17 protein-coding genes are annotated in these 24,654 nt (G+C 52.8%); all 17 read right to left on the bottom strand.

Going from position 1 to position 24,654, the window contains the following annotated elements; genetic code table 11:
• Positions 1-2: 2 nt before the first annotated feature.
• Positions 3-398 carry a PAAR domain-containing protein gene (locus MKZ24_RS18160; protein WP_042237255.1) on the bottom strand — a complete coding sequence of 132 codons (396 nt, stop codon included), beginning with the start codon at positions 396-398 and terminating at the stop codon, positions 3-5.
• 16 nt (positions 399-414) lie between these two features.
• Positions 415-1,137: a phage baseplate assembly protein V gene (locus tag MKZ24_RS18155; RefSeq protein WP_340785167.1), complete on the bottom strand. Its 723-nt coding sequence runs from the start codon at positions 1,135-1,137 to the stop codon at positions 415-417.
• Positions 1,134-2,177 (bottom strand): phage late control D family protein, encoded by a 1,044-nt coding sequence (locus MKZ24_RS18150; RefSeq protein ID WP_340785164.1) that lies wholly within the window; start codon positions 2,175-2,177, stop codon positions 1,134-1,136. Before MKZ24_RS18150 ends, MKZ24_RS18155 begins: the two co-directional genes overlap by 4 nt.
• A gap of 12 nt (positions 2,178-2,189) precedes the next feature.
• Positions 2,190-2,801 carry a CIS tube protein gene (locus MKZ24_RS18145; RefSeq protein ID WP_340785162.1) on the bottom strand — a complete coding sequence of 204 codons (612 nt, stop codon included), beginning with the start codon at positions 2,799-2,801 and terminating at the stop codon, positions 2,190-2,192.
• Positions 2,801-4,354: a hypothetical protein gene (locus MKZ24_RS18140; protein ID WP_340785160.1), complete on the bottom strand. Its 1,554-nt coding sequence runs from the start codon at positions 4,352-4,354 to the stop codon at positions 2,801-2,803. The genes MKZ24_RS18145 and MKZ24_RS18140 overlap by 1 nt, the downstream gene beginning before the upstream one ends.
• Positions 4,354-4,830, bottom strand: a complete 477-nt coding sequence (locus tag MKZ24_RS18135) for a phage tail protein (protein ID WP_042237262.1) — start codon at positions 4,828-4,830, stop codon at positions 4,354-4,356. Before MKZ24_RS18135 ends, MKZ24_RS18140 begins: the two co-directional genes overlap by 1 nt.
• A gap of 9 nt (positions 4,831-4,839) precedes the next feature.
• Positions 4,840-5,025, bottom strand: coding sequence for a DUF6760 family protein (locus tag MKZ24_RS33115; protein ID WP_081956574.1), 186 nt, complete (start codon positions 5,023-5,025; stop codon positions 4,840-4,842).
• Positions 5,022-5,390, bottom strand: a complete 369-nt coding sequence (locus MKZ24_RS18130; protein ID WP_042237263.1) for a hypothetical protein — start codon at positions 5,388-5,390, stop codon at positions 5,022-5,024. Before MKZ24_RS18130 ends, MKZ24_RS33115 begins: the two co-directional genes overlap by 4 nt.
• Positions 5,391-5,530: 140 nt before the next feature.
• Complete coding sequence (locus MKZ24_RS18125; RefSeq protein WP_019910188.1) at positions 5,531-5,974, bottom strand: phage tail protein; 444 nt, start codon at positions 5,972-5,974, stop codon at positions 5,531-5,533.
• 23 nt (positions 5,975-5,997) lie between these two features.
• A complete protein-coding gene (locus MKZ24_RS18120; RefSeq protein WP_042237265.1) occupies positions 5,998-7,536 on the bottom strand; it encodes a phage tail sheath family protein in 1,539 nt (512 codons plus the stop codon).
• A 210-nt stretch (positions 7,537-7,746) separates the two neighbouring features.
• A complete protein-coding gene (locus MKZ24_RS18115; RefSeq protein ID WP_042237266.1) occupies positions 7,747-8,319 on the bottom strand; it encodes a DUF4255 domain-containing protein in 573 nt (190 codons plus the stop codon).
• Positions 8,320-8,321: 2 nt separating this feature from the next.
• Entirely contained in the window at positions 8,322-10,733 is a 2,412-nt protein-coding gene (locus MKZ24_RS18110) for an ATP-binding protein (RefSeq protein WP_042237267.1), read from the bottom strand.
• A 299-nt stretch (positions 10,734-11,032) separates the two neighbouring features.
• Complete coding sequence (locus MKZ24_RS18105) at positions 11,033-11,704, bottom strand: hypothetical protein (protein ID WP_042237268.1); 672 nt, start codon at positions 11,702-11,704, stop codon at positions 11,033-11,035.
• 58 nt (positions 11,705-11,762) lie between these two features.
• The gene (locus tag MKZ24_RS18100) at positions 11,763-15,701 is read right to left on the bottom strand and encodes an HNH endonuclease domain-containing protein (protein ID WP_340785139.1); all 3,939 of its coding nucleotides are present in this window, start codon (positions 15,699-15,701) and stop codon (positions 11,763-11,765) included.
• A 161-nt stretch (positions 15,702-15,862) separates the two neighbouring features.
• On the bottom strand, positions 15,863-16,660 hold the full coding sequence (locus tag MKZ24_RS18095) for a DUF1906 domain-containing protein (RefSeq protein ID WP_340785137.1): 798 nt from the start codon (positions 16,658-16,660) through the stop codon (positions 15,863-15,865).
• Between the two features lie 45 nt (positions 16,661-16,705).
• Positions 16,706-16,972, bottom strand: a complete 267-nt coding sequence (locus MKZ24_RS18090) for a hypothetical protein (protein ID WP_340785135.1) — start codon at positions 16,970-16,972, stop codon at positions 16,706-16,708.
• A gap of 113 nt (positions 16,973-17,085) precedes the next feature.
• On the bottom strand, positions 17,086-24,582 hold the full coding sequence (locus tag MKZ24_RS18085) for an HYR domain-containing protein (RefSeq protein WP_340785133.1): 7,497 nt from the start codon (positions 24,580-24,582) through the stop codon (positions 17,086-17,088).
• Between the last annotated feature and the right edge of the window lie 72 nt (positions 24,583-24,654).

Raw genomic sequence — 24,654 nt, 5'->3', positions numbered from 1 at the left:
ACTCAGCCTCCTATTAAGACCGTTCCTGCCGCAACCACCTTGCCTGCCGGCAGGTCGGCCGGATCATTGCATGTCAGCGCCGGATCGCTGTTTCTGGCGGCCATTTTCCCGTTGATTTTTACCGATGCGCTTCCGGCAATGATTTTCCCCTGATTGGTTGGAGGCTTTTGAAAAGGGCCTCCCTGCGGAACATGGGCCGGTGTATTGGTGGCCGTGGAATCCACAGTAGCTGCCGGCCTGCCCATAATCTTCACATTTGCGCTAAGTGCGCCGTCCAGTATGCCTGTGAAGGGATGGGGCAAGGGTGTCGGAACGAGCGCCGATCCGGCCGGAAGCATTACGATATGTGTATCGGTCGCCAGAATACGGTCGCCTTTTTTCGCTGCAGGCTGTCCCATGAATGAAGCCCCCTCTCTAATTGATGTTGACCGTAGCCCCTTTGATATTCAGGCTGGCTGCCGCCTTGACATCCATCCCGGCCGAAGCTTCGAGCTTGGTATCTGCCGATGATTTCATTTCAATCGATTTGGCGGAGAGGGACAGCTTCCCGCTTGGTGCGGAAATGACAATATCCTGTCCGGACAGTAACGACAGCTTATTCGCTTTGGTATCCACGACGATTTGGTTCTTGCCTGATTTGTCGGTGATCCGGATCTGCTCCGCGCCGCTTGTGTCGTCCAGCTTGATGACATGGCCTTTGGCGGAAGTGAGTGTGATGCTCTCTTCTCCTTTGGTGTCGGCAAACTGCAGGATGTGTCCGCTGCGGGATTTGAACAGACGGATATTATTCTTACCGTCCTTGTTGGTCTCCGGCGGGATATCCTTGCCGTTCCACAAGGACCCGATCACATAGGGGCGGTTGACATCCCCGTTCTCAAAAGCGACCAGCACCTCGTCGTCCACCTCCGGCAGACAAAAGGCTCCCCGCTCCTTCCCCGCCATCCAGGAAGCCATACGGGCCCAGTTGGATTCCGGCATCCCCATCAGCGGGATCTTCACCTTCACCCGTCCGGGGCCGGGCTTATCCGCATGGTTCGCAGAATCATTGTTGATGACAATGCCCACCATCACACCGAAGATCCGTCCCTCGTTAATGATGCTGTCGACAAAATTGGTAATTGAAGGTCCTTCATTCATAGGCCAGTCCTCATCACCTTAAAAGTCGTTGTATAGCCCTTGCTGTCTATCTTGTGAACCGTGGATACTACATAATAAATGCCGCTGAAGCGCTCACCCATGCCCATCAGCTTCACCGTCTGACCGGCCCGCAGCTGCGGGTTCCCCCAGCACATGCCCTCCCCGGCGATGAAATCACGCAGGCGGCTGTTGTAGGCAGCGGAAGCAAGCCGCTTGGCCTCATTCATATCCAGCAGATTCTCCGCCATAATGGCGATCGGCGATTCCCCGATGGCCTTGGCGCTCAAGGAGAAGCCGTCTTGCTGTCCGCCCATCTTGGTCGTCTCGTCTCCGCTCTTAGCGCTGGCCTCCAGCTCCTTCTTCTCCTTCACATCCCAGCCCTTGACCTTCACCGTGCTTCCCCGGGTAAGAGCTCTCAGCTCCAGATTCAGCCGTTCGAAGTCCTTCTTGAAGCTCATCTCCGGCAGGGCCGGGGCTTTCACAGACCGGGATTTGACGAAATACAGCTTCTTGTCGGCCACGTAGAGCTCATAATCGAGCATGGCCGCCCGTTCCAGCAGAAATTCGTAATTGCTCTGATTATTCTGGAACAGGTAAGGGTACACAGTCCCCGTATCATCCACTACCGGGGTCAGTCCATGCTCCTTGGCGATTTCCGAAGCTATGTCGCTGTCCTTCTTCTTCAGAAAAGCTTTGCTTCTCGTTCCCATACGGAGCCTGTGCAGCAGGTCGTATCCGCGAATGTCCAGGATGGAATGCTCCGCGAAATTCAGATCAAGCGAGGTAATCTCCCCGCTGATCATCGGCTCAGGCTTGTCGAGTCCTAGCGACAGCTTCAATTGGTCTCCCGGCTGGATGCTCTTCAGATCTGTTCCCCGCCACATGCCGCTTCCGGAGTTCACCATATTCATCTGGATGGAGAAAACAGCCGGCAGATTGAGCTCATCCTCCAGCGTGACTCCTTCCACCGCCGCTGTCAGCTCAGCGGACAGCTTGCTCCCGTTCAGCTCAATCTTGTAATTCGCTACACTGGTGCCCATGCAATCCCCGCCTTAATCCGGGATGACCAAGGTTCTCCCGATATCATTTTTTCCAGGAAAGCCGATTGGGTTGACAATCCTGTTCAGCTCGGCAATCCTGCGCCACGCCAGCGGCTCCTTCAGCGCCTCATTCGCAATGAGGTCGAGCCTGTCCCCGCTTTTCACAACCCATAGCTTCCGGCAGGCATTGAGACCCATGCTGTCTTCCACGGTTTTGTCCGACTCATCTGTAATGAAGGTTACATCGAGCAGAGAGCGGACGGGTGTGCCATTATCCATAAACATCGTGAACTTCTGCTCAATCTTGCTAAGAAGGCCAAGGTAGGTGAAGCCGCCCCAGACGAACCTGCATTTCGGCGGCTTTTTTGTGCTCTTACCGCTTACCTTGGGATCAAGCAGCGAGGTTAGCTTCTTGGTCTTCTTGCGCACATCCGTGCGCTGCTCGTAGGTATCATAGAATAAGGACACCTTGAGCTCCGGCGTCTCTGTGATTTGAAATTGCTTGTTGTTCTTATCCCCCGTATATTTCCCTTCGAATGATACAGTGTACTCGTTGGGGTTGAACATGACCTCAATGGGTCCTATGGGAATATCCACGGGAATAATCTTCGCTTTCTCCGCCATTATCTAAGCCCCCTCCGATCCTTGCGAATCGCCATTTTCTTCTCAAGCACCTGATAGACCCTTTCGGCCAGCTGGTTCAATTCTGCAGCATCCATTACAGCTGGAGCCGTCTTGGTGTAGACCTGGGCTGGAAGCAGAGCCGTCTGTTCCGGATGAACCCGTTCCAAGTGCTGCTGAACCGGCTCCGGCCGGGCAGCCTTGGATGCTTCCGGCTTCCGCAGAACCAGATTGCTGCTGCCTGCGGGCTTAAGGTACTCTTCATGCTCAGGACCGGCAGTCAAGAGCCTGCCTGCAGACCTTCTTCTCTGCGAAGGAGCCGGCAATGCCTGTACCTTGGGGGTATAGACCAAGGCGGACTCCGGCGCAGCAGATAGCTTCACTCCCGGATAACCCGGCTTCGCAGCCCCGGTTAATGATGCGGAAGCATGCTGCCACCGGACCATGGACTGGGAATCTGACGGAATCCCAAGAGGCAGGAGGGTTCGCAAGGAGGGCTGTTGCCTCCGGTACACCGCTCCTGGTTCAGCAGGCAGCGGAGTCAGGAGCGCCTGACTGCTCTCCAGCTTCTCCAGCGCAGCCGTCAGCTTCTGTCCTAGCCCCAAGTGAAGCATAGAGCCCGCCAGGGAATACGAATCCGGATTTGGCCTGAAGATCAGGGATGGAGTGCTATACTGTGCTTCCACAGCTGTCCCGGCAGAGCCAGGGACTGCCTCATGTTTAGGCTTCAGTGCCATTGCCGGAGGGCCGGCCAGCTGTTCATGGGCTGACTCCTGCCCGGGCTTCTGCCTCAAGGTCTGACTCGGAATTCCATGAGCGGCCTCTTTGTACAAGCTATAGGTCCGCAGCAGCTGAAGCTGGTGACGGACTTCCTGTGTAGCCATGCCCGTAAGGGGTTCACGCTGCCGTGAATCTCGCGTTTCAGGCCGCAGCCTGTTTCCGGTAGCCCGCTCTGCCAGATTTCTTCCCGCTGCAGCCGCTGCCGCCACCGGCAGATGATGCTGCCATGCAGGGGGAGCTGCCGTCCGCACCTGATCTCTCTCAGCCCTCTGAGCGCTTGCTGGTTCCACCGTACTCTTAGCTATATTTTCAGTGCGGTATATCGTTGTTACCAGATGTTTATTACTTTGCTGCTTCCGGACTCTCTCCTGTAATACCTGTATGGAGGTAAGCCGCCCCGCTGCGGAGTGAACTCCGTTCCGTACACTATTATATTGTCCCGGATATGAAGAGTGATTGCTGCCCGCAGCTTGACGGCTGCCCTGAGTAACAAGCACAATGCGGCTTACCGTTCCCGGGTCCATCCGCCCCTGCGTTAAGGGGGAATAGACCGAATGATGAATGTAGGTTTGCTTGACAGGATAGATGTTGTTAATAACCGTGTCTGCAGGCTGCAGGGCTTCCGGCTCCGCGAACAGAAGCGGATATTGCCGCAGGATCAGGTTCTGAAACCTGCTCCGCCATCTGGTCATGCCGTACTTCCCCAGAATGGCCTGGATGAAATCGATTTGCTTCCGGTCCTCAGGTGAAGCCGTTGTCCGAATGCTCCGATTCATTACCGGTACCTGTACAGCCCGTTATGAGTCAGAACCAGACTCTCCACAGCCACCGCGCTGCTGCTGGCGCTGAACGCCGGCCCTTCCCATTTGATGGGACAAGCTTCGATGAAGTTCCACCACACCTTGGGCGTGCCGGAATGATCCAGCAGACAGATGGACCCGCTGCGCCGTTTGACTACCCCATTCACGACATTCTGATACCAATTCCACAGATATTCATCGTTCGTGACCCCGTTCTTCAAGGTCAGATCCGAGTATTTGGTCTGTCCAAGGAAAACAAATTCCTTATGGTTCTCACCGCCGAAGGTTTTACGCTCCACCTGGGTCTCAATACTGAGTCCCGAGACCTCGGAGAAGCCGGCGACGGAGATCCCGTCAATCTCCACTATGAAGTTAAAGGCAAGATATGGATCTTCCCTGTAACCGGGGGTCCAATTGCTTTTCGCACCGATATTTAGCATATTTGCCTTCATGTTATCCTCCTAAGCCTCAAAGAAGTTCTTCTTCTCTTCCCCGCCACTCAGCCTTTGGTTGATTTTGCTGACTTCGCTGCACCATCGCTCCCGTTCCGGGTGCTCCAGGTTCAGCACAGCTGTATAGTCCCAATGGAGATAGTAGGTTAGAAAGGCTACCTCCTCGTAGAGGCGGTCAAGGGGGTAGCCGACTATTCCCCCGGCGACTCCAGTTCAAGCTCAAACGGCTGCTCGCATTTGGGGCATTTCGCATGAACTGAATTCGTTCCGTTCTGGTTAATCCGGTTATACAACTCCTGCAAATAAGCAAAGTCCGACGTATACAATTCCTCGATCACTCTCGGTGTAATCATGCCAAGCCCGCCCAGGCTGGTTACTACCCTGGAGAGCAGGATCACTGTCAGATAGGCAGGATTCTGCTGGACCCGGGAATCCCGGAGCGGTGTAATTTCATCTGCAGCGGTTGCCAGTCGCATCGTGCCCTGCTTATGCAGGGTGCCCGCTTCATCCACATAGCCCTTGGGAAGGGTAAAGCTGAATTCGGTTTGTAAGAGTTCCATGATCTCCCTCGCTTCTTCTTCAGAACATTCTTGTGCCTTCGCTTTCTTCCGGCATCCCCGGCAATGAATTTGATTCCCATACCGACCATCTCATGTTTTGGCGTATTGCATCAAATTCAAGGTAACGGTGAGCGGAAAAGCTATTTCACTCTGCGTACGCCTTCATGCACCAGCTCCATCGATTCGACGGAAACCTCATTCCCTTTGGCGCTAAGCGCGCTGACATCGTACTTGATCGGCCAGGCTTCGAGGATATCCCACTGCGCCTTGTCATTGCCTTCTTCATCCACCAGGATGATCGACAAGCTCTTGCGGTTCTTCAGCGCACCCTTGTCTTCAATCGACTTGCGCCAGTTGTAGAGCTCCAGGGAGTCGGTCAGACCTTTTTTCAAGGTGATGTTCCCGAATTTGGTCAATCCGGATAGCTTGCGTGCATGCGGAGCATCGATGCCCTCGCGGTAATCCACAGCTTCTGTGGAGGTGTCCGGAATGGTTGCATCAGCGAATGCTGCGGTTTGAATACCGTCAATCACGACCCGGAAGCGGTAATTGCGGTACGGATCCAATCTTTTGCCGGTTGCCATAGGATAAATCTCCTCTCAATCTCTTATTTGGACAGGGTCTTCTGGCTGACCCGGATGACTACGAATTCAGCAGGCTTGACCGGTGCCACGCCGACTTCAATAATCAGCTGGCCTGCATCCCGCACGGCAGGAGGATTGTTCTCTTCGTCCACTTTGACGAAAAAGGCTTCTTCCTGTGTAGTTCCATAGAGTGCGCCGTCTCTCCAGACACGGGTCAGGAAGGCTGTAAGGTTGCGTTTCACCTTGCCCCAGAGGCTTGGATCATTCGGTTCGAATACCACCCACTGGCTGCCCTCATCCAGCGATTCCTCAATGTACATCATCAGGCGCCGGACGTTGACGTAATTCCATTCGGAATCGGAGGACAGCGTTCTGGCCCCCCAGACGCAAATGCCTTCCGGCAGGGAGCGGATGACGTTGATACCGTCCGGATTGAGCAGTCCCTGCTCCGCTTTGGTGATGATCTTCTCAATGCCGACTACGGAATCCAGATAGCCGTCCGTGGTGCCTGCCGGTGCTTTGTGGACACCGCGCATGGAATCGACGTAAGCATACGTACCGGCGATAGCGCCTGACGGCGGAACAAGCTTCTGCTTGCCTGTGAGCGGATCGTTAATGTAGACCCATGGATAATAGAGGGCTCCATAAGAGGTGTTGAACGAATTCCCCGAGTATTCGCCTGCGCCTTCCTTGAAATCCTTGACCTCCTGCGGGTTCAGCCCATGCGGAGGGTCAACGATGAAGATACAGTCTTTTCTCAGCTTGCAGTAGTTCAGCATGTCCAGAATCGTGCCCCGGCTGTAGGCCATATCCGCAAGGTCCGGCGCAGCCACAATGTTGATGCCGTCAATCGTATCAAAGGCATGGATGCCCGCCCGGGTGACCGAGTCGCCCAGGAAATCAATCGGAGACATCCCGTTCACACCGCCGCCGAGCGACAGGGCTGTTTCATTGAAGGCTGGTGTCTTTTCCATATTTTCGAGAATGGTCAGATCGACCAGCGGCTTCACGCTGACAAACGCGGAAACCTGATTCACCTTCTCCTCGAAATTGATCAGCAGCATATTATCGAAGATTTCGACGATTTTGCCGTCCTCGTCTTCCCCGGTGTATTCATCATCAAAATCGCTGTCCAGCATATACTGGACCACCATCTTGAAGCCAAACTGCTGCTTATTGGAGGACGGGCTGATCTTCACAGAGATCCGGTTACCCCAATCCCCTTCCGAGCGTGCAATCACCTTGAAGAGATCCAGGTTATCTGTATCTCTGACTGTAAGCGATGCAGGCCGGATATCGTTGGAAGCGGCTCTTACCACGTAGCAGGAGGTTCCTCCTTCCGCGAAAAAGCTGTACACGGCATAAGCCAGATAGCCATTCGGGATAAATTGGCCGAATTCATTGACGAATTGGCTCCAGTTTGTGACGAGTACCGCTTTGCCGATCACGCCTTTCTCTGCGATCCCCACGAACGCCCCTACAGATGTGCCTACACCGGCAATCGGCTTGACACCGCTTGAGACTTCCTCTACGTACACGCCTGGCGATAAATAATTTGCCATCTCTTACCCTCCTAAAAGTTTTGTTAGCTTCTGCTTCTGTGACATGCTTCGTACAAAACTCGCTTCGGAAGCATTCACTTAAGTTTTGTTAGCTTCTGCTTCAATGGAAGCAGCAGCCGGGTTTTGCGGATCATCCGCGGTTATGGGTGCCTTGCAACGATTTCCCTCCATGAATCACTCCTTTCAAAGAAGAAGTCAGGGCCAGTCTGTCTACATGGGATGAATCCCCAGCTCCTTAACTTCAACCCTTGGAATCATGATCGTCTTATCCGCCGGCAGTCTTACCGGTGACACCAGATAGGACAGGCTCACCTTCGCAGGCTTTCCCGGAAAAACCTCCCACAGCTGCTTGATATCCTGAATCGTCAGATTGTTGTAGGAGATCCGGATCTTCTCGTTGCCGCATTCGGCGAGATTGCCCTTCAGGTCAGTGCCGCTGAGCACCGGATGCTCATGGAACAGCTGAAAGATTCTGCCCAGAATAAGCTGCTCCGTTTCCCTGTCCTTGGCATACGGTGTGAGCAGATAGTACAAATCCAGATAAGCCGGCGGATACAGGAACTCGTTCGTGCCGCCGATCTCTTCCTTCTCACTGTTGCGCATGCTCGGGCTATGGCTCAAATAATACAAGCACATCGAGAGCTTCATCGTTGAGCTGTCAATGTCGCTGGGTGAGCCGAAGCTGATGAAGCTGTCGTCGTTCAGCTCAGGCACATTTGCCTTCAACAGCGTCTTCAGGCTGGTGCTGACATCTCTTATTACCGTACCGGTATCCACGGCCATGCCTATTTCACCTCAATCAGTGTGTGGTAGGGAGCATAATCCGACTGCAAAAAAGTTTTGCCCAGCTTGAGATATTCCCGCTTGGCAGCCAGCATAATCTGCTTCATCCCAATGGAACAGCCCTCGTGCGCAGCATAAAAGGCCGCATTCAAGGCAATGTTCTTGATGTTGCCGCCGGCGAGAATGAACTTCTCCGCCATGAAATCGTAATCCACATCCGGAGCAAGCGGCGCGCCCCCCGGGAACATCCCCCGCCAGATGAGTCCGCGCTGCTGCTTCTCCGGAAACGGGAACTCCAGCTTGAAATGCAGTCTGCGTGCAAAGGCATCGTCCAGATTCTGATTCAGATTGGTCGCCAGAATGACGATCCCCGTATATTCCTCCATCTTCTGCAGCAGATAGCTGATCTCCACATTCGCATACCGGTCATGCGCATCCTTGACCTCTGAGCGTTTGCCGAACAAGGCATCCGCTTCATCGAAGAAGAGAATGGCGTTCGAGGTCTCCGCTTCGTCAAAAATCCGCGACAGATTCTTCTCGGTCTCCCCGATATACTTGCTCACAATCTGCGAGACATCGATCTTGTAGATTTCCAGATTCAGCTCTGTCGCAATGACCTCAGCTGCCATTGTCTTCCCGGAGCCGGGCGGCCCGGAGAACAGGATGTTCAGCCCTCTGCCAAGGGACAGCCGTCCGGCAAAGCCCCATTCCCCATAGACCAGCGCCCGGTATTTCACCTGACGGCAGATTTCCTCAAGCTGGCTCAGCTGCTCGCCGGGAAGCACCAGCATGTCCCAGGTATACATGGCCCGGATCTTCGTCGCCAGCGCCTGAATCTTGCGGCTGGACTGGAAGTAACACGCTTGGTACAGGTCCTTGGCGCTAATCTCAACCTCCCTGGAACCATTCCAGACGGCGATATTCTCGCCGCCGTTCAGCGCATCCCGGATTTGACTGGAAGTGAAACGGAAGCTTCCGCTGAAGTCATCCAGCTCAATCTGCGGAGACAGCCTGTAGTCCTGCCCCAGGGCAGTCCATGCCGTCTTCCGGGCGGATGCATCCGGAAAGGGCAAGTCGAAGGGCATGAAATTCAGTGGAACCCCGGTCAAGCTGATCCCCCACTGCGCTTCTCCAAGGATAAACGTCAGAGGCGAACAGGCTGCCAGCATATCTACCAAAAGCCGGACCTGAAGGCTATAACGGTCATCCTCTGTCACTGCACTGTCGAAGCCGGTGAAGCAAAGAGCCGCATTATGCAGCAACGCATGCCGTCCAAGCAGTCTCAGCATGTCGCTGAAATTCACCTCAGGAAGCAGCAGCTTGCCCATGTCGGCAACCAGTACAGAGGTCCCCAGCTTGCCGCAGACCCCACGGATGCCGCTTAGTTTCCCGGCTTCATCCGGGCCGCTGCAGTACAGCAGGCTGCTGGGGCTACGCGGCTCCCCGCTGCTGTAATACTTCACAAACCGCAGCAGCCTGTGCTCCAGCTCTGCCGGAAAGCCAGTCTGCAGCGGAAGCGGCACAAGGCTCAGGCTCGCCGCCTTCGTCAAGCGCTCGTCCAATACCTCATAACCAAGCAGCAGATTCACCGCCCAGTCCTCCAGCTTCAGCGGCCGGGCGATCAGCGGAATGCGGCAGTCGCCGTAATCCCCTGACCGCTCCAGCAGAAACTTCATGAGCGGTGAATTTGCATCGAACAGCAGGCGGGCACTAAGCCGCTCTTCCTCCGTCCCGGTGAATAATTGCAGGACAAGATCTACCGAAAGGCGCTTATCCGACATATCATTCTGCAGGTAGGCGTAGATACGTTCATACTTCCGGTCCAGTTCAAGTGCAAGACAAGCGACAAGTATGCTTACCTCCAGTCCCGACAGCTTGAGCGCGGAAGCCACCTGCGGGAGCATCAGCCGGGGACCCTCACCGGGCGGCTGCCCGGAAGATAGCCCGTAGCTGGCCTCCAGCCGGGCAGCAATTTGCCGTTCCAGATGAGCGATTTCCGCTGTCAGGAGATTGAGGTAGCGCTCATCCTCAGGCTGGACATCCAGCAGACTTCGGATCTCTTCGTCTACCAGCGCCAGCTCTGCACCATGCTGCGGTGCCTCAAGCAGCCTTAGCTTAAGCCGGAGCTCCAGCAGCTGCAGCTCATCTGCCAGATGCTCGTGGTTGGAGCTGTAGGGCGGAGCAGCTTCGCTGCGCCCGGGTTCGGGAGCAGGAGTACAGGCCGTCGCTGGTTCGCCACCGGAATGAGCAGATGCTGCTGCGTCTGCCAGCTCAGGAGCAGCAATTGAACATGCTGCATGGCTTAAATCAGTGGCAGACCTCAATTGATCCGGAGCAGTTACAACTCCGTGTTCCGCACACTTCGTTTCCGGCGGTTCCTGTCGAAAGGTTCTGGCCAATTTTTTGAATTTCATCGGCAGTTATGTCCTCACTCTATATTTTCTCGTTCATATATAAAGTAAGTTTGGGGAGGGGGATTACAACTGGGTGAAATGATTTACGGGAGTTTTTTGTCAGAAGGATAGCTGAAAATGAAAGCACGTGGAGTGTGCATTTTTCAGTTGTGATTAAATTTTAAAAAACCGCAAGAAAACGATTATAACAAAAAAACAGATCAATTACAGTGGGAGAACTTACCATAATTAACCTGTTTTTTTATACGTATTATTAGTAATAATATATTTTAGGAATGGAAAGTAATATGACCAGTTTATTATGTCCAGTATACTCCGATTTCCTCAAATGAAGCCATACTTTCACTCAGACCTTCGGAATCTTCTGCTCCAATTATTTCAATCTCCCTTATTGTTAACGTGATTTTTTCATCAGGATTATTAACTTTTCTATCATATATGGCGATTAGCAATTCAACCTGCTCAGAAGTCATCTCATAATAATCTCGCCAAGATTCAATTGCATAGTCACTCTTCATTAACTGCCTTTCTATTAAATAACCACCACATTGAACTAGTTTGACAATATTATCAATTGAAGTAAATGTATCATTATCACCCCAAAATGCAGTTGTAATAGATGGGAAGGCTGTACCATTTTCACCTTCTTTAAGAAGGTATTCTAAAGTTTCATTTTTAGCTATCTCAAGAACTTCCTTTGGTGCATCTATAAAAAAATCAATTGCTTTAGAGATATCTGTTCGTGTAACGTTGTCATTTCGAAATGCCCCAACTAAATATTTATCTATGAAGGAAATAGTGCCTCTTCCTCCCGAACCATCAACAACACTATAGTTTTCTCCATCCCATGAATGCTCGTATGATAATTCTGGATAGTGAGCAACCATTATTGCATGAGCTATAGATGCAAGTATACAACCTCTCCATAGAATGCTTTTATTTAATTGATTATTTAATATTAATGGTTTCATTATGTTTCTCCTTTTCGGTTAAGTTGTTGGTATTGTCTTTCTAAGTTTATCAAAAGTCTTAGGGTAATTTATTGGATTTTTCTCTATTTGCTTTTCTAGATAAAACTTGAGCATTACTATAACTGTTAGAGCCACCTTTATCCCTTGGAATAATATGATCTATTTGCCATTCATTAGGATCAGGTGTAACGCCTTTCTTGCTTTTTTGGGGTTTGGTTAGTAATTCGCTTGTATCATCAGACTTAACAACGCCTCCATTTTTTTTCATATTCTCTTCAATTATCTTTTTCTTTTGAGCCGGAGTAAAATCCTTCCCAGAACCTACATACTTGGAATCTTGAATATGTGAATAAGGTCCATTACCAGATTGAAGAGTGCTTATCTTCTCTGCTTGATGTTTTTTTGGTTTTTGAGGTTTATCTTTAACCGTTTCCGCAATACTATCAAAATCAATTTTACCGTCTTCTTTTGCTACTGCTTTATTGTAGACTTCTTTTCTCTCAGAAGCCTTCAAGCTCTTGATTTTGTCATACTCAGCCTGAGTACTAATTCCTGCTTTTCTTCCATCGAGATTTTCTACTTCTTCTATAGTACCGTCAGCCAGCAGCACCCAAGGATTAACCTCGCCGTATAGACGGATATGCTTACCTTTGCGCACCAGCTTGAACTTCTTAAACTTGAACTTCTGCAGAATCCGGCCAACCAGATCCTGGAGCTTTTTGGCCCCCTTCATGAGCCCTTTCTTCAGGCTCTTGATCACGATTTTACCATTACGGATAATCATGCTGCCGGTCTTGGAGACCAGGTTGGCTCCGCTTTTCAAAAGGCCCTTGATGCCCTTGGTTCCTGCTCCGGCTGCTGCCTTCACACCTTTTTTGGCTGTTGAGGTGCTGCCCTTCTTAAGGGCTGTGCCCGCCTTATTGAGCCCTTTGCCAAGTCCCTTCATCCCAAGCGCCATGGCTAGCTCGACCAACCCCATAGCCATGGCCGTTGCCAGTGCGATAGCAGCAGGTTCAATCATCTTCTGCCAGCCCTGAACCAGGTAAGTGCCCACCTGCACGGAGGCTTGCGCTAAGGTCTGCGCGACAGAAACAATGGCCTGAGCTTCCATCAGAACAGTGATCGCATTAATAATGGGGCCAATCAGAACGGAAATAGATCCACCAGTGATGACTAGAGCAGCGCCAACGGTAACCAATATTCCCGCTACGGCTGCCAGGAGCTGTAATCCATGGGCCTTCATCCATTTTATTACAAATGATTTAATCTGGTCAAACAACATTTTCGCATTGTTCGCACGAAGCTTCGCACCGTCGGCAATTTTCCCGCCAAGGCTTTGATTCTCTTTTCCGGTGTCGAATTCTGCCAGGATGCTGTCCATCGTAGCCGGGTCGCGGCTGCCTGAGAGCTCCTTGGTTTCCCCGTCCTTGAGATTCGCTTCCTGCACCAGCGCCGGGTCCATCTCGCCTTCTTCCACCGACTCCATCTCGATATCTTCTGCGGTAAGCTTCTCTTCTGCAGCCGGACCCGCTTCTTCTACCGCTTCGCCTTCTGCCGCTGCGGCCCCCATAGGCTTGGAGATGTCTACACCGAGCAGATATTCCCACATCTTGCCTTCCAGGTGGCTGAGCGAACGCTTCGCCGCCTTGCCGAGCGCCCCAATCCGGGCAAGCACATCAAGAAAAGTGGCAATGAACAGGTTGCCTAAAGTGGAGATCAGCTTGGTATAGAAGTTCTGTACCGCTGCCAGTGCCTGATCCACCTTGGCGGCCAGGAAGTCCATGACCTGAGTGACTTTTGTTTTGAGCTTTTGCGCCAGTTGATTGACGGCCTTAATGGCCTTGTCGACGACTCCGTCAATTTTGCTGCATATTTTGGCGGCTATACCAGGGAACTTGGCAAAGACAACCGACACCAGCTTTTTAAGCAGCGCACCCAGCCCCTTGATCAGGGTGGTAATCAGCTTGCGGCCCAGTTCAATAATACCCAGCACCGCCTGTTTGGTCTTTTCAAAAATAAACTTGACCGCTTTTCGAAGACCCTCGAAAATGAAGTTGACCGCTTTCTTGACTATATTGACAACCGCCTCAAGCTTGTCCTTCACCCAGCCCAGGAAACCGCCTTTTTTCTCTTCCTTTGCCTTTTCCTCTTTGTGTTTCCCGTCTGCTTCCTTCTTGGCTTTACTGTAGGCCTGCGTGGCTTCCCGTTCAGCTTCGGACTGCTTCTTCTGTGCCTCGCGCTCTTTTTCCATCCGGACGCTGTTAATTTCGCCCTTTTTCTGCTGTGCTGCCGCTCCGGCCTGTCCGGCATAGTCGGCTTCGGCTGCATCCAGCTCACTTTTCCATTCGCCCCTGAGGTTATCCACTTCCGACTTTGCCCCAGCCTGCTGGCTTAGCTGCTTGTTCCTGGCGTCGGCCTCTGCCTGCTGGATTTGCGCATGACTGTCTGCTTTGGAGAGCTGCACCTTGCTGTCAAACTTCTCTTTTTCCTTGCTGTATTCGGCCTGCTTGGAGCCAAGCTGCTTCTTCATTTCCGGCGCAAGGCTGTGATTCAGACCGGCAGTCATGTCCGCAGGCAATCCCAGTACCGGCAGCTTCTTGGCTGCGGGTGCGGCTCCGCCTTGCAGCTCTGCTGAGGACTTCATCGTGGAACCGTCCGGCTCGGGATAGATGTCATTCTCACCAAAGGGATGGTTAATCCGACCCATCTCCGCCTGCTTCGCGGCTCCCACCTCGCGGGAGGCCTCCTGGTTAAAGCCCTCAAGCTGAGAAGGATCTGCCTCGCCTGTCATGCTGATTCCCGGTGGCTGAGCCGCTGCAGAACGGATTTCGCCCATAATGGCCTCAGGATTACCTTCCGGTCCGGAAGATCCGATATTCATTTGGTTCAGGTTCCCCGCAAGCGCGGCTCCACCGGTGCGTTCACTTTTGAACCCTCCCGGAATAGCATGCTTCAGCATCCCCGGCTTTTTCCGGGCTTGCAGCACTTTCCCCTTCAGTCCTGTCGGTGCAGGAACTGCAGGCATCCCCTGTTTGGTCTTCTGCTTCTGCTTCGCGAACGCTCCTGCGGATACATTCACAGCCTGGGCATAGGCATCCCCCAGCTCAGTGGGCTGAACCTGTGTCAGCTGATCTAGAATTTGCCCCGGATCTTCCCCGTGGATGGTCACCTTCTTGGCCTTCGCCGGCTCTTCCTTCCCGTCCCCCGCCAAAGCGCCCAGTGCCGCTCCCAGCGAAGGCTCCTTCGCAGCTCCCTTCTGTGCGGATTCTCCTTTGCCCTCCTTGGCTTCATTTGCAGGCTTCGTTTCCTTATCGGCCTTCGGCGCTGTCGCCTCCTTGGCATTCTTAGCCACCTTAGCTTCTGCATGCTGTTCTGTTTCAGCTTGTTTCCCTTGCGGAGCCGTCTTTGCCTCTACCTGCTGAGGAGCAACGGTCTTCGCTTTTCCGTCCGGCTGACCCGGAGCTAATTTCCCCTTGCGGTCTCCAGTTCCGGCAGGAGTCCCTCCAGCTGAGGGTTTAACCCACTCTTTGGAGGCAGCGCTTCCCGCTGTTTGATGATTCGATTCCGCCTTGTCCTCCGTCTTCGGTTCTGGCTCTGGGCTGACTTGCTGCATCTCTGCTTGCGCTGGTACCGGTCTTGGCTCTTGAACCGGTTTCGGCAGAACCGGCTCCCGGTCAACCTGCGTATTCTCCGGACTTCCCTGCCCTTGTTCAGCCGGCTTCGTCCCGGCAGATTTCTCTGCCTTATCCTCTTCCTTCCGGCTATCCTTCAGGCTGGATAACAATTGAACCACGGCGCGGTTGCCCAGGGTACGCTGAAGCGCCAGTTTGTCTTCACGGCTTAAGGAAGACGGATTCTGGCGGACACGCCTGATGATCTCAACCGGGTCCGGTTGCTTCGCAGCTGCCGGCCGTACGAATACCTGCGGATTGCTGTATGGTTTATGACCGCCGGGTGTTTTCTCTTTGTCCTTGCTCACGGTTGCTTGGGTCTGCAAATGGAGTCCCCCCTCTGTAAAAAATCGATCCTACAGATAAAGTAAAATCCATAGCGTTTTTTACAGCCGGAGGCACAAATAAATCCATCTATTGAATTATTTATTGAAAAACCCAATGCCAAAAAAGCCACCCGGGGGTGGCTGTAATCCGAAGCTGCTGATTATTGAATATTTGAATCTGCCGCTTGTCCCGAAGCCTGGCGCAGTTCGTTGGCCAGACGGTGAAATTCTTTTCTGGACTCCGCACTGCCCGCGGCCATATAGGCAGCTTGAATGAACGCGATGATCTTGTTAGCATCCTCTTTGTTCAGCATATAGTCATTTTCCTCTCCGTTTGTATTGCCCGGCTGTAGAGCAGCCGCAGGGAGTGTGTTCCACCAGCCCACATCTCCACTGGACAGATCCAGATCCACATTCACTCCGTGGACCGGCTGACCCAGCCCTCTGGGGCCGTTGTCGTACTGATAAATGTGAATCCCCTCTGCCTTCCGGCCTTTGCTCCAGGCGTAGGTCTGCCAGAAGCCGGTGCAGGCCTTGGCTGCCATTGCAGCCTCAATAACAGCCACGCTTCCATAGACACCTGAGCGGTAATTCCGGGCAGCCTCACCCGCTGCCTTGATATATTGGATTACCGTATCCATCTGCTTGGTAGATGCGTCGAAATCTACAGCGAAGTAGATCCGGCTTCCAGCAGGCTGCCCAACCGCTAACGCCGTCTGTTCGGCAATCACCCCGTCAGTCAGACCGGCGGTGCGTCCGCCCAGCGCACGGCTGGCAGTCGTTTCAAACACAGAGACGATCTGCAGTCCGGCAGCGCTGATGGCCGCCGCCTCTGTCCTCGTAAGCCTTTTCCAGCCTAAGGGCACGAGGTAACGGCAGGCGAACACATAACCGTCATCCCGGAACTGCTTCGCCAACTTCTTCGTCAGCGGAGCCGCACAATCAAATCCTTTGGCCATTCATGTCCCCTCCCTCTTCCTGTCAATTATCCGCTGCTGCTTCTGCTACCCGATTAATATTTTTATCAAGAGGCCAGCTGCGGCAATACACATCCCCACACTGCTGATCAGGGTTCCCACCAGCCAGCGCTGGCTCTCCCCTTGCCTGAGCTTCAATCTGGACAGTTCATCCCGCATCTCATCCACTCGCAAATGTGCTGATTTGCTGCTCTGCATAGCCTCCAGTGCAATATCCCTTGCGCTGTTCATGATGTCGAGCTTTGTTTCTACGCGGGTCAACCGTTGAAGTATTTCATTCATGTCGTCTGGCATATAGTACCCCCGGAATGGAGCTGGTTGATCTCTCGATAATAAAATATAAACTCCAAGCTGCAGCCAGTGTTTCGGCGGCAGCCTGGAAGCCGTGCAATGCTGCACTTGCCAGCTTACGGTTCCATGCCTGCAATCAGATTGCCGGAGGAGTAGGCCGTAATTTTGTTGGTATCGGTATAACCTGTTGCCGATGCATTGAAGGAATAGTCATTCGTCTGGGTATAGTTCGAATAATTGGTTTTCCAGAACCTGCATTGGATTTCCACTTCTTCACCCGGCTTCAGACTTCCGGCACTGCTGGAGAATCCGATTTCCAAGTAATAATCACTGCCGGTTTTGCTAGCGGTCTTTTGAAAGCTCCCTGTAATATAGGACTGAATGGTTCTGCTGCCGGAACTACCCGATACCCTGGAGTAATCGGTATAGAAGCTCTGGGACTTCTCGCCATCTATCGTGTAGTAGTATCTAAGCTTGATGCTCGAGAGCTGAATGGTGCTGCTGCTTGTGTTCTCAAAGGTTATTCTCGGAAAAATCGTATTCGATACGCTGCTTCTGCTGGCGTTATACGATTGAACCTTAAATACCTGAGTTACGGTTACATATTGCACCGCCGTTGATACATTGCCGTTCACATCCGTGGCCGTCCAAGTGACCGCTGTTTTCCCGAACGGGAAGCCGTCTGCCGGAGCATCATTCTTCAGCGTAAATCCGAAGATATCGGTCGCTGTCGCTTGGCCCAGGTTTACAGGAGTTTTGGTGCCGAGAGCTGGAACAGCAATATCTGCTGGTGCTTTCAGCACCGGCTTCGTGGTATCCTTCACCGTGATCTTCTGCACGCCTGTAGTCACGTTACCATTGGCATCCGTTGCCGTCCATTTCACTTCTGTCATGCCCAGCGCATAATCCGCCGGAGCATTGCTGGTCACCGTCACCCCGAATATATCCGTGGCCGTTGCCAATCCGATGTCTACCGGAGTTTTCAGCGCAGTCGCTTCCACCGTCTTATCTGCCGGAAGCTTTAGAACCGGCTTCGTGGTATCCTTCACCGTGATCTTCTGCACGCCTGTAGTCACGTTACCATTGGCATCCGTTGCCGTCCATTTCACTTCTGTCATGCCCAGCGCATAATCCGCCGGAGCGTTGCTGGTCACCGTCACCCCGTAAATATCCGTGCCCGTCGCCAGGCCGATGTCTACCGGAGTTTTTAGCGCAGTGGCTTCGGCGACTTTATCCTCCGGCAGCCCTAGCACAGGCTTCGTGGTATCCTGCACCGTGATCTTCTGCACATCTGTAGTCACGTTGCCATTGGCATCCGTTGCCGTCCAAATAACTTCGGTCATGCCCAGCGCATAATCCGCCGGAGCGTTGCTGGTCACCGTCACCCCGTAAATATCCGTGCCTGTTGCCAAGCCGATATCCACCGGAGTTTTCAGCGCGGCTGCTTCCACCGTCTTGTCTACTGGCAGCTTCAGCACCGGCTTCGTGGTATCCACCACCGTAATCTTCTGCACGCCTGTCGTACTGTTGCCGTTCTCATCCGTTGCGGTCCAGATCACTTCGGTCATGCCCAGCTCATAATCCGCCGGAGCATTGCTGGTCACGGTCACCCCGTAAATATCTGTAGCCGTTGCCAACCCGATGTCCACCGGAGTTTTCAGTGCGGCTGCTTCCACCGTCTTGTCTGCTGGCAGCTTCAGCACCGGCTTCGTGGTATCTACTACCGTAATCTTTTGCACGCCAGTGATACTGTTGCCGTTCTCATCCGTTGCCGTCCAGATCACTTCGGATGTGCCCAGCGCATAATCCGCCGGAGCATTGCTGGTCACGGTAACCCCGTAAATATCTGTAGCCGTTGCCAACCCGATGTCCACCGGAGTTTTCAGCGCGGCTGCTTCCACCGTCTTGTCTGCCGGCAGCTTCAGCACCGGCTTCGTCGTATCCTTCACCGTAATCTTCTGCACGCTTGTTGTACTATTGCCGTTTGGATCCGTTGTGATCCAGGTGACTTCCGTCGTGCCCAGCTCATAATCCGCCGGAGCATTGCTGGTCACGGTCACCCCGAAAATATCCGTAGCTGTAGCTATACCGGTATCTACCGGAGTTCTCAGCGCGGTTGCTTCCACCGTCTTATCTTCCGGCAGCTTCAGCACCGGCTTCGTCGTGTCCACCACAGTAATCTTCTGCACGCCTGTGCTTACATTGCCGTTCGCATCCTTTGCCGTCCATATAATCTCCGTTGTACCCAGCGCATAATCCTCAGGTGCGTTGCTGGTAACGGTCACATCATAGATATCTGTGGCTGTAGCTTCCCCAATCTGTACCGGCGTCTTCACTGCCGTTGCTTCTAACGTAATATCTGCCGGAAGCTTGAGCACGGGCTTGACCGTATCCGTTATGGTCACCGTTACAATGCCGATCATGGCATTCCCGCTGTGATCCTTGGCTGTCCAGGTTACCTTTGTTATTCCAAGAGGGAACTCCGCAGTTATACTATCCTCTGATGTAATTGGACCTTGTTCACCAAAACCGGGAGCATCCGTGGTTAGCGTAACCGGGAACAGCTCGACCACCTCTGGCACTTCCAGCTCTACCGGGGTTGCCAGCGCGGTTGCTTCCTTGGTCAGATGCAGAGATCCTTTGAACTTCAGCACCGGTTGAGTCGTATCCTCAACGGTAATTCGCTGTAATACTATAATTTCGTTGCCATTTACGTCCTTGGCCTTCCAGTTGACTGTCGTCGTTCCCAGCGGATAGTCGTCAGGAGCATCCGATGTAACCGTCACAGGGAAGATATCCTCCGCCGCAGCTTGCCCTATTTCAATAGGGGTCCGAACTGCGGTTGCCTCAACAGTCTGATCCTTAGGAACAATAAGCGTCGGCTTCGTGGTATCCACTACCGTAATCTTTTGAACAAAGGCAGTCACGTTGCCGCTCTCATCTGTTGCCGTCCAGGTAACCTCCGTAGTACCTAGCGGATAAGTTGCCGGAGCATTGCTCTCAACCGTAACTTTGAAAATATCTGTTGCGGTTGCTTGTCCAATCTCCACTAGTGTCTCAACCGCTGTAGCTTCTACGCTCATGTCTTCCGGTACGTTCAGCTGCGGCCTGGTCGTATCTACGACCTTAATCTTCTGTACCTTGGTAGATACATTGCCGTTCGCATCGGTAGCAGTCCAGGTGATCTCAGTTATGCCCAGCGGATAAGCATCCGGGGCGTTGTTTACAAGCGTAACTTTGAAAATATCTGTTGCGGTTGCTTGCCCGATCCCCACAGGTGTCTTCACCGCTGTAGCTTCTACGATCCTATCTTCCGGCACGTTCAGCTGCGGGCGGGTCGTATCCACAACCGTAATGGTCTGCACCTTAGCAGATACATTGCCGTTCGCATCGGTAGCAGTCCAGATGACCTTCGTTTCACCGAGCGGATAGGCATCCGGGGCGTTGTTGGTAAGCGTAACTGGATAAATATCCGTTGCTGACGCCAGTCCGATCTCCACAGGCGTCTGCACTGCGGTGGCTTCCACCGTCAGATCTTCCGGCATAGTGAGCACTGGTTTCGTGGTATCTACCACTGTGATGATCTGTACCCCAGTGGAGATATTGCCATTCTCATCTATGGCCGTCCAGTTCACTTTTGTGATACCTAACGGATAAGCCTCCGGGGCATCGCTCTTGACCGTAACCTCGAATAAATCTGTGGCTGTTGCCGTCCCAATTTCGACCGGTGTGTGTAGCGCTGCAGCTTCTACGGTTACATCCTCCGGAATACTAAGCACCGGCTTTGTGGTATCCACTACTGTAACCTTTTGCTTGCGGTTGGACACATTGCCATTCTTGTCCTTGGCCGTCCAGGTCACCTCTTTCACTCCCAGAGGGAATGAAGCCGGAGCATCGCTGGTCACTGAGGCGACTCCGAAAATATCTGTGGCTGCCGGCACCCCGAGCTGAACCGGAGTTGTACGTCCGGTGGCTTCAATTGTAATATCCGGCGTTGCAGCTATTACCGGTGCGGTATTGTCCACAACGGTAATACTTTGCGTCCCGGTACTGAAGTTCCCGTTCGCATCGGTCGCCTTCCAGGTCACAATTGTTTTGCCTAGCGGATAACTGGAAGGACCATTACTGACAACCGTTACCGGGAACAGATCCGTTGCCGTAGCCTTGCCAATATTGACAGGGGTACTAACTGCTGTAGCCTCGATGCTGATATCCTCAGGGACTGTCAGCACTGGCAGTGTTGTATCGGCTACCGTCACTTTTTGCTTGCCTGTAGTTACTAAACCGTTGGCATCCTTAGCGGTCCAGATGACTTCAGTCGTTCCCACTGAATAGACCTCGGGAGCATTGCTGGTTACTGTAACCGGAAAAATATCCGTAGCTGTTGCCTCTCCAATCACTACCGGAGTTTTAACTGCTGTAGCCTCGACTCCTACATCTGCAGGGATCTGGAGTTCAGGAGCGGTCGTATCCACTACCGTCACATCCTGTGTCCCAATCGCCACATTACCGCTTGGATCACTAGCCATCCAAGTCACTCTGGTTGTGCCGACAGGGAAATCATCCGGCGCATCGTTAATGACAGTGGTCTTGAATAGATCGAAGACAACGGGCTGGCCCAGATCAACTATGGATCTGACCGCTGTCGCCTCTACTGTAATATTCTCTGGTACAGTAAGGACTGGCTTGGTAGTATCCACGATCTTGATCTCTTGCGTACCTATAGTTGCATTGCCATGTTCATCCGTTATGGTCCAGGTCACCTTGGTCGTGCCAAGCGGGAAATCTGCCGGAGCATCCTTCGCGATTGTCACCGGGAATATTTCTGTTACCACCGGCTGGCCGATGTCCACCTTCGTTCTTTCTCCGGTCGCTTCTGCCGTTTTATTGCCTGGCAGCGTGACAAGCGGCTTCGTTGTATCTACAATTTTTACCGTCTGTGTTAGCTTGGTGCTGTTGCCGTTCTCATCGGTAGCTGTCCAGGTAACTACCGTGGTCCCAAAGATAAAGCTGTCTGGTGCATTGTTCGTAACCGTAACCTTGAAAATATCTGTAGCCGTCGCCTGCCCCAGCTCTACCGGTGTCTTAATGGCAGCGGCTTCTGCTGTAATATCCCCGGGCACTGTCAGGTGTGGCGCTGTCTTGTCTGTAACCGTGATCTTCTGCACCTGTTCCGAGACATTTCCATGCTCGTCTCTGGCTGTCCAGGTTACCAGGGTTGTGCCTACCGGATAGTCAGCCGGAGCATCATTCGTTAAAAGCACATCGAACAGATCAGTGGCTTCGACTTGTCCGGTAGCTACCTTCGTCCGTTTGGCTGCTGCTTCCACTGTAATATCCTTCGGAATCGTCAGCTCAGGCTTGGTTGTATCGGTAATCACGATAGTCTGATCTGCTGTAGAGGTATTGCCATTCTCATCTTTCGCCACCCAGCTGACCTTAGTGGTTCCTACCGGATAGTCTTCAGGCGCATTATTCGTAATACTTACCTTGAAAATATCCGTAGCGGTTGCTGTGCCAACAGCTACCGCTGTTCTTCGGCCCACAGCTTCTTTCGTAATGCCGGCAGGCACAGTCAGCACCGGCTTGATCCGATCGACTACTGTTACCTTCTGTGTAGCTGTGATCACGTTGCTGTTCGCATCTGTCGCGGTCCATGTGACCGTAGTTGGACCTATAGGGAATTCCTTCGGCGCATCATTCACCACAATGACCGGAAAGATATCAACGGCCGAGGCTCCACCAACAACAAACGGTGTTTGTACAGCCGTAGCTTCCACTACGATATCTCCCTGCACAGTGAGCACAGGTTTCGTTGTATCCTTTACGGTGATCTTCTGTACCTGTGAAGAAGTATTCCCTACCGGGTCCACAGCCGTCCACTTTACAGTTGTCGTTCCGATTGGATAATCGGTCGGGGCATCGTTCGTCAGGAGAACATCGGAGACCGAAATATCCTGCACGGAAGCTTGGCCAATATCGACAGGAGTACGTACTGCCTTGGCCTCAATAGTAATATCTGCCGGAACGGTGATTACCGGAATGGTTTTATCTATTTTCACTTCCGTTGTCTGCACAGGTGTACTGTTACCTGCCTGATCCACTGCCCAGAATGTAAGAGGTGTAATTCCTTCCGTCTGAACGGCGAACGAAGCGGTTGTTCCTGATACAGTCTTCTCTTCCCCGTCTGCTCCCAGTGTATAATGGATCTCCTTAACACCCGAGTTGGCATCTGAAGCGGTGAGCGAGACTGTGACATCCGTACTGTTCCAGCCCTTATCATTCGCTTTCGGGCTTAGAATGCTGGCAATGAGCGGGCCGCTCTTGTCAATTTTCACGGTCACTGTCCGGGCGGCTTCCGCATTCCCGGTCTTATCCACAGCCCAGTAACTGACTGCAGTTGTTCCTTCCTCGTCGATCTCAAGCCCGGCACTTGTACCCGCAGTTTTCACGGCATCATTCTCACCCAGCTTATAATAGATAGAGTCCACACCGGAATATTGATCCTCTGCGGCAAAATGCAGCGTTGCCTTCCCGTGATTCCAGCTGCCGGCTTCGGCACCCGTCACGGTTATCGCTGTAACCGGAGCGCTTTTGTCAATGTTAATGGGCCCAAAGGTCGCGATGGAATAATGGTTCTTATCCTCATCACTGGTTGCGACACTGTCAACAGCCTTCCCCGTTGCCGTCATGCCGACTCCCTCAGCTGTGAAGCTCTGATCGGAGGTCAGTGATTTGATGCCGGATAAGGTATCTTCCGCCGTGTAATGAACCGTCACCGAATGACTGGTCCAGGTTCCGGCAATGTACGGAGTTCCACCATCAACCTTCGCTGTGGCCTTAATCGTAGGCGGAGTGGTGTCGATCAGGTTGGAGCCTACGGAACCGATCTCCACCTTGAAGGTAACCGGCTGCAGACCCGGGACTGTAGCTTTCACCTCCAGTGTCTTAATGACACCGGTACTCTTAGAATAGACCTGGTAGCCTTCTCCTGCATAACCTGTGTAGTTGTTAGCAGCAGTGGCATATCCGTTTGCATCCGAGAAAACCGTGATCCCAGTGCTGTTAAGCCCGCGCATTACCGCGGTGATCGTGCTGTCCTCCGAAACGGTAAATGTAACCGGAACACCTGCCAGCGGATTGCCCGCCAGATCCTTGACAGCCACGACCTGCGGAAGCATAAATCCGCGTCCCCCTGGAATAACACCCGAGGCCTGTGACAGCTTGATCTGCTGCAGCAGCGGTGACACCGGGGCCATCGTTCCCTGTACATCGCTGGCCGCAAGCAGACTCAGCTGATACGCACCGTGATGCAATATGACTCCAAGAGTAGGGTCTAGCCCATACACCGAATCATATACGGAATTGTAGACCGATTCTTTGACTGTTAATCTATTCTGAATCGGCTCTACGGTAGGCGGAGCATCATACACTGCCGCAAAAGCTTTGCCCGCGCTCTGATCCGAAGAGCCGTCCGGGAACATTTTCGCTGAGCCGAATACGGCGCCGGGCGCCAGCATCAGAATCAGGAGTGAGAGACACAGCCATTTACTGATAATGCCTAACCGTCCTTGCTGCACATGCTTCATTTTCCTCTTTGAATGTTTCATCATGCATCCCCTAACTTTTTATTTGATAAGCGTATTAATCATGGCGAAGCTTGGCCCCTCCTTTACTAATCAAAG

Source organism: Paenibacillus sp. FSL R7-0297 (genome assembly GCF_038009025.1).
Classification (GTDB): Bacteria; Bacillota; Bacilli; order Paenibacillales; family Paenibacillaceae; genus Paenibacillus_AQ.
The sequence above is the reverse complement of the archived record's forward strand: the minus strand, read 5'-3'. Positions and strand labels throughout refer to the sequence as shown.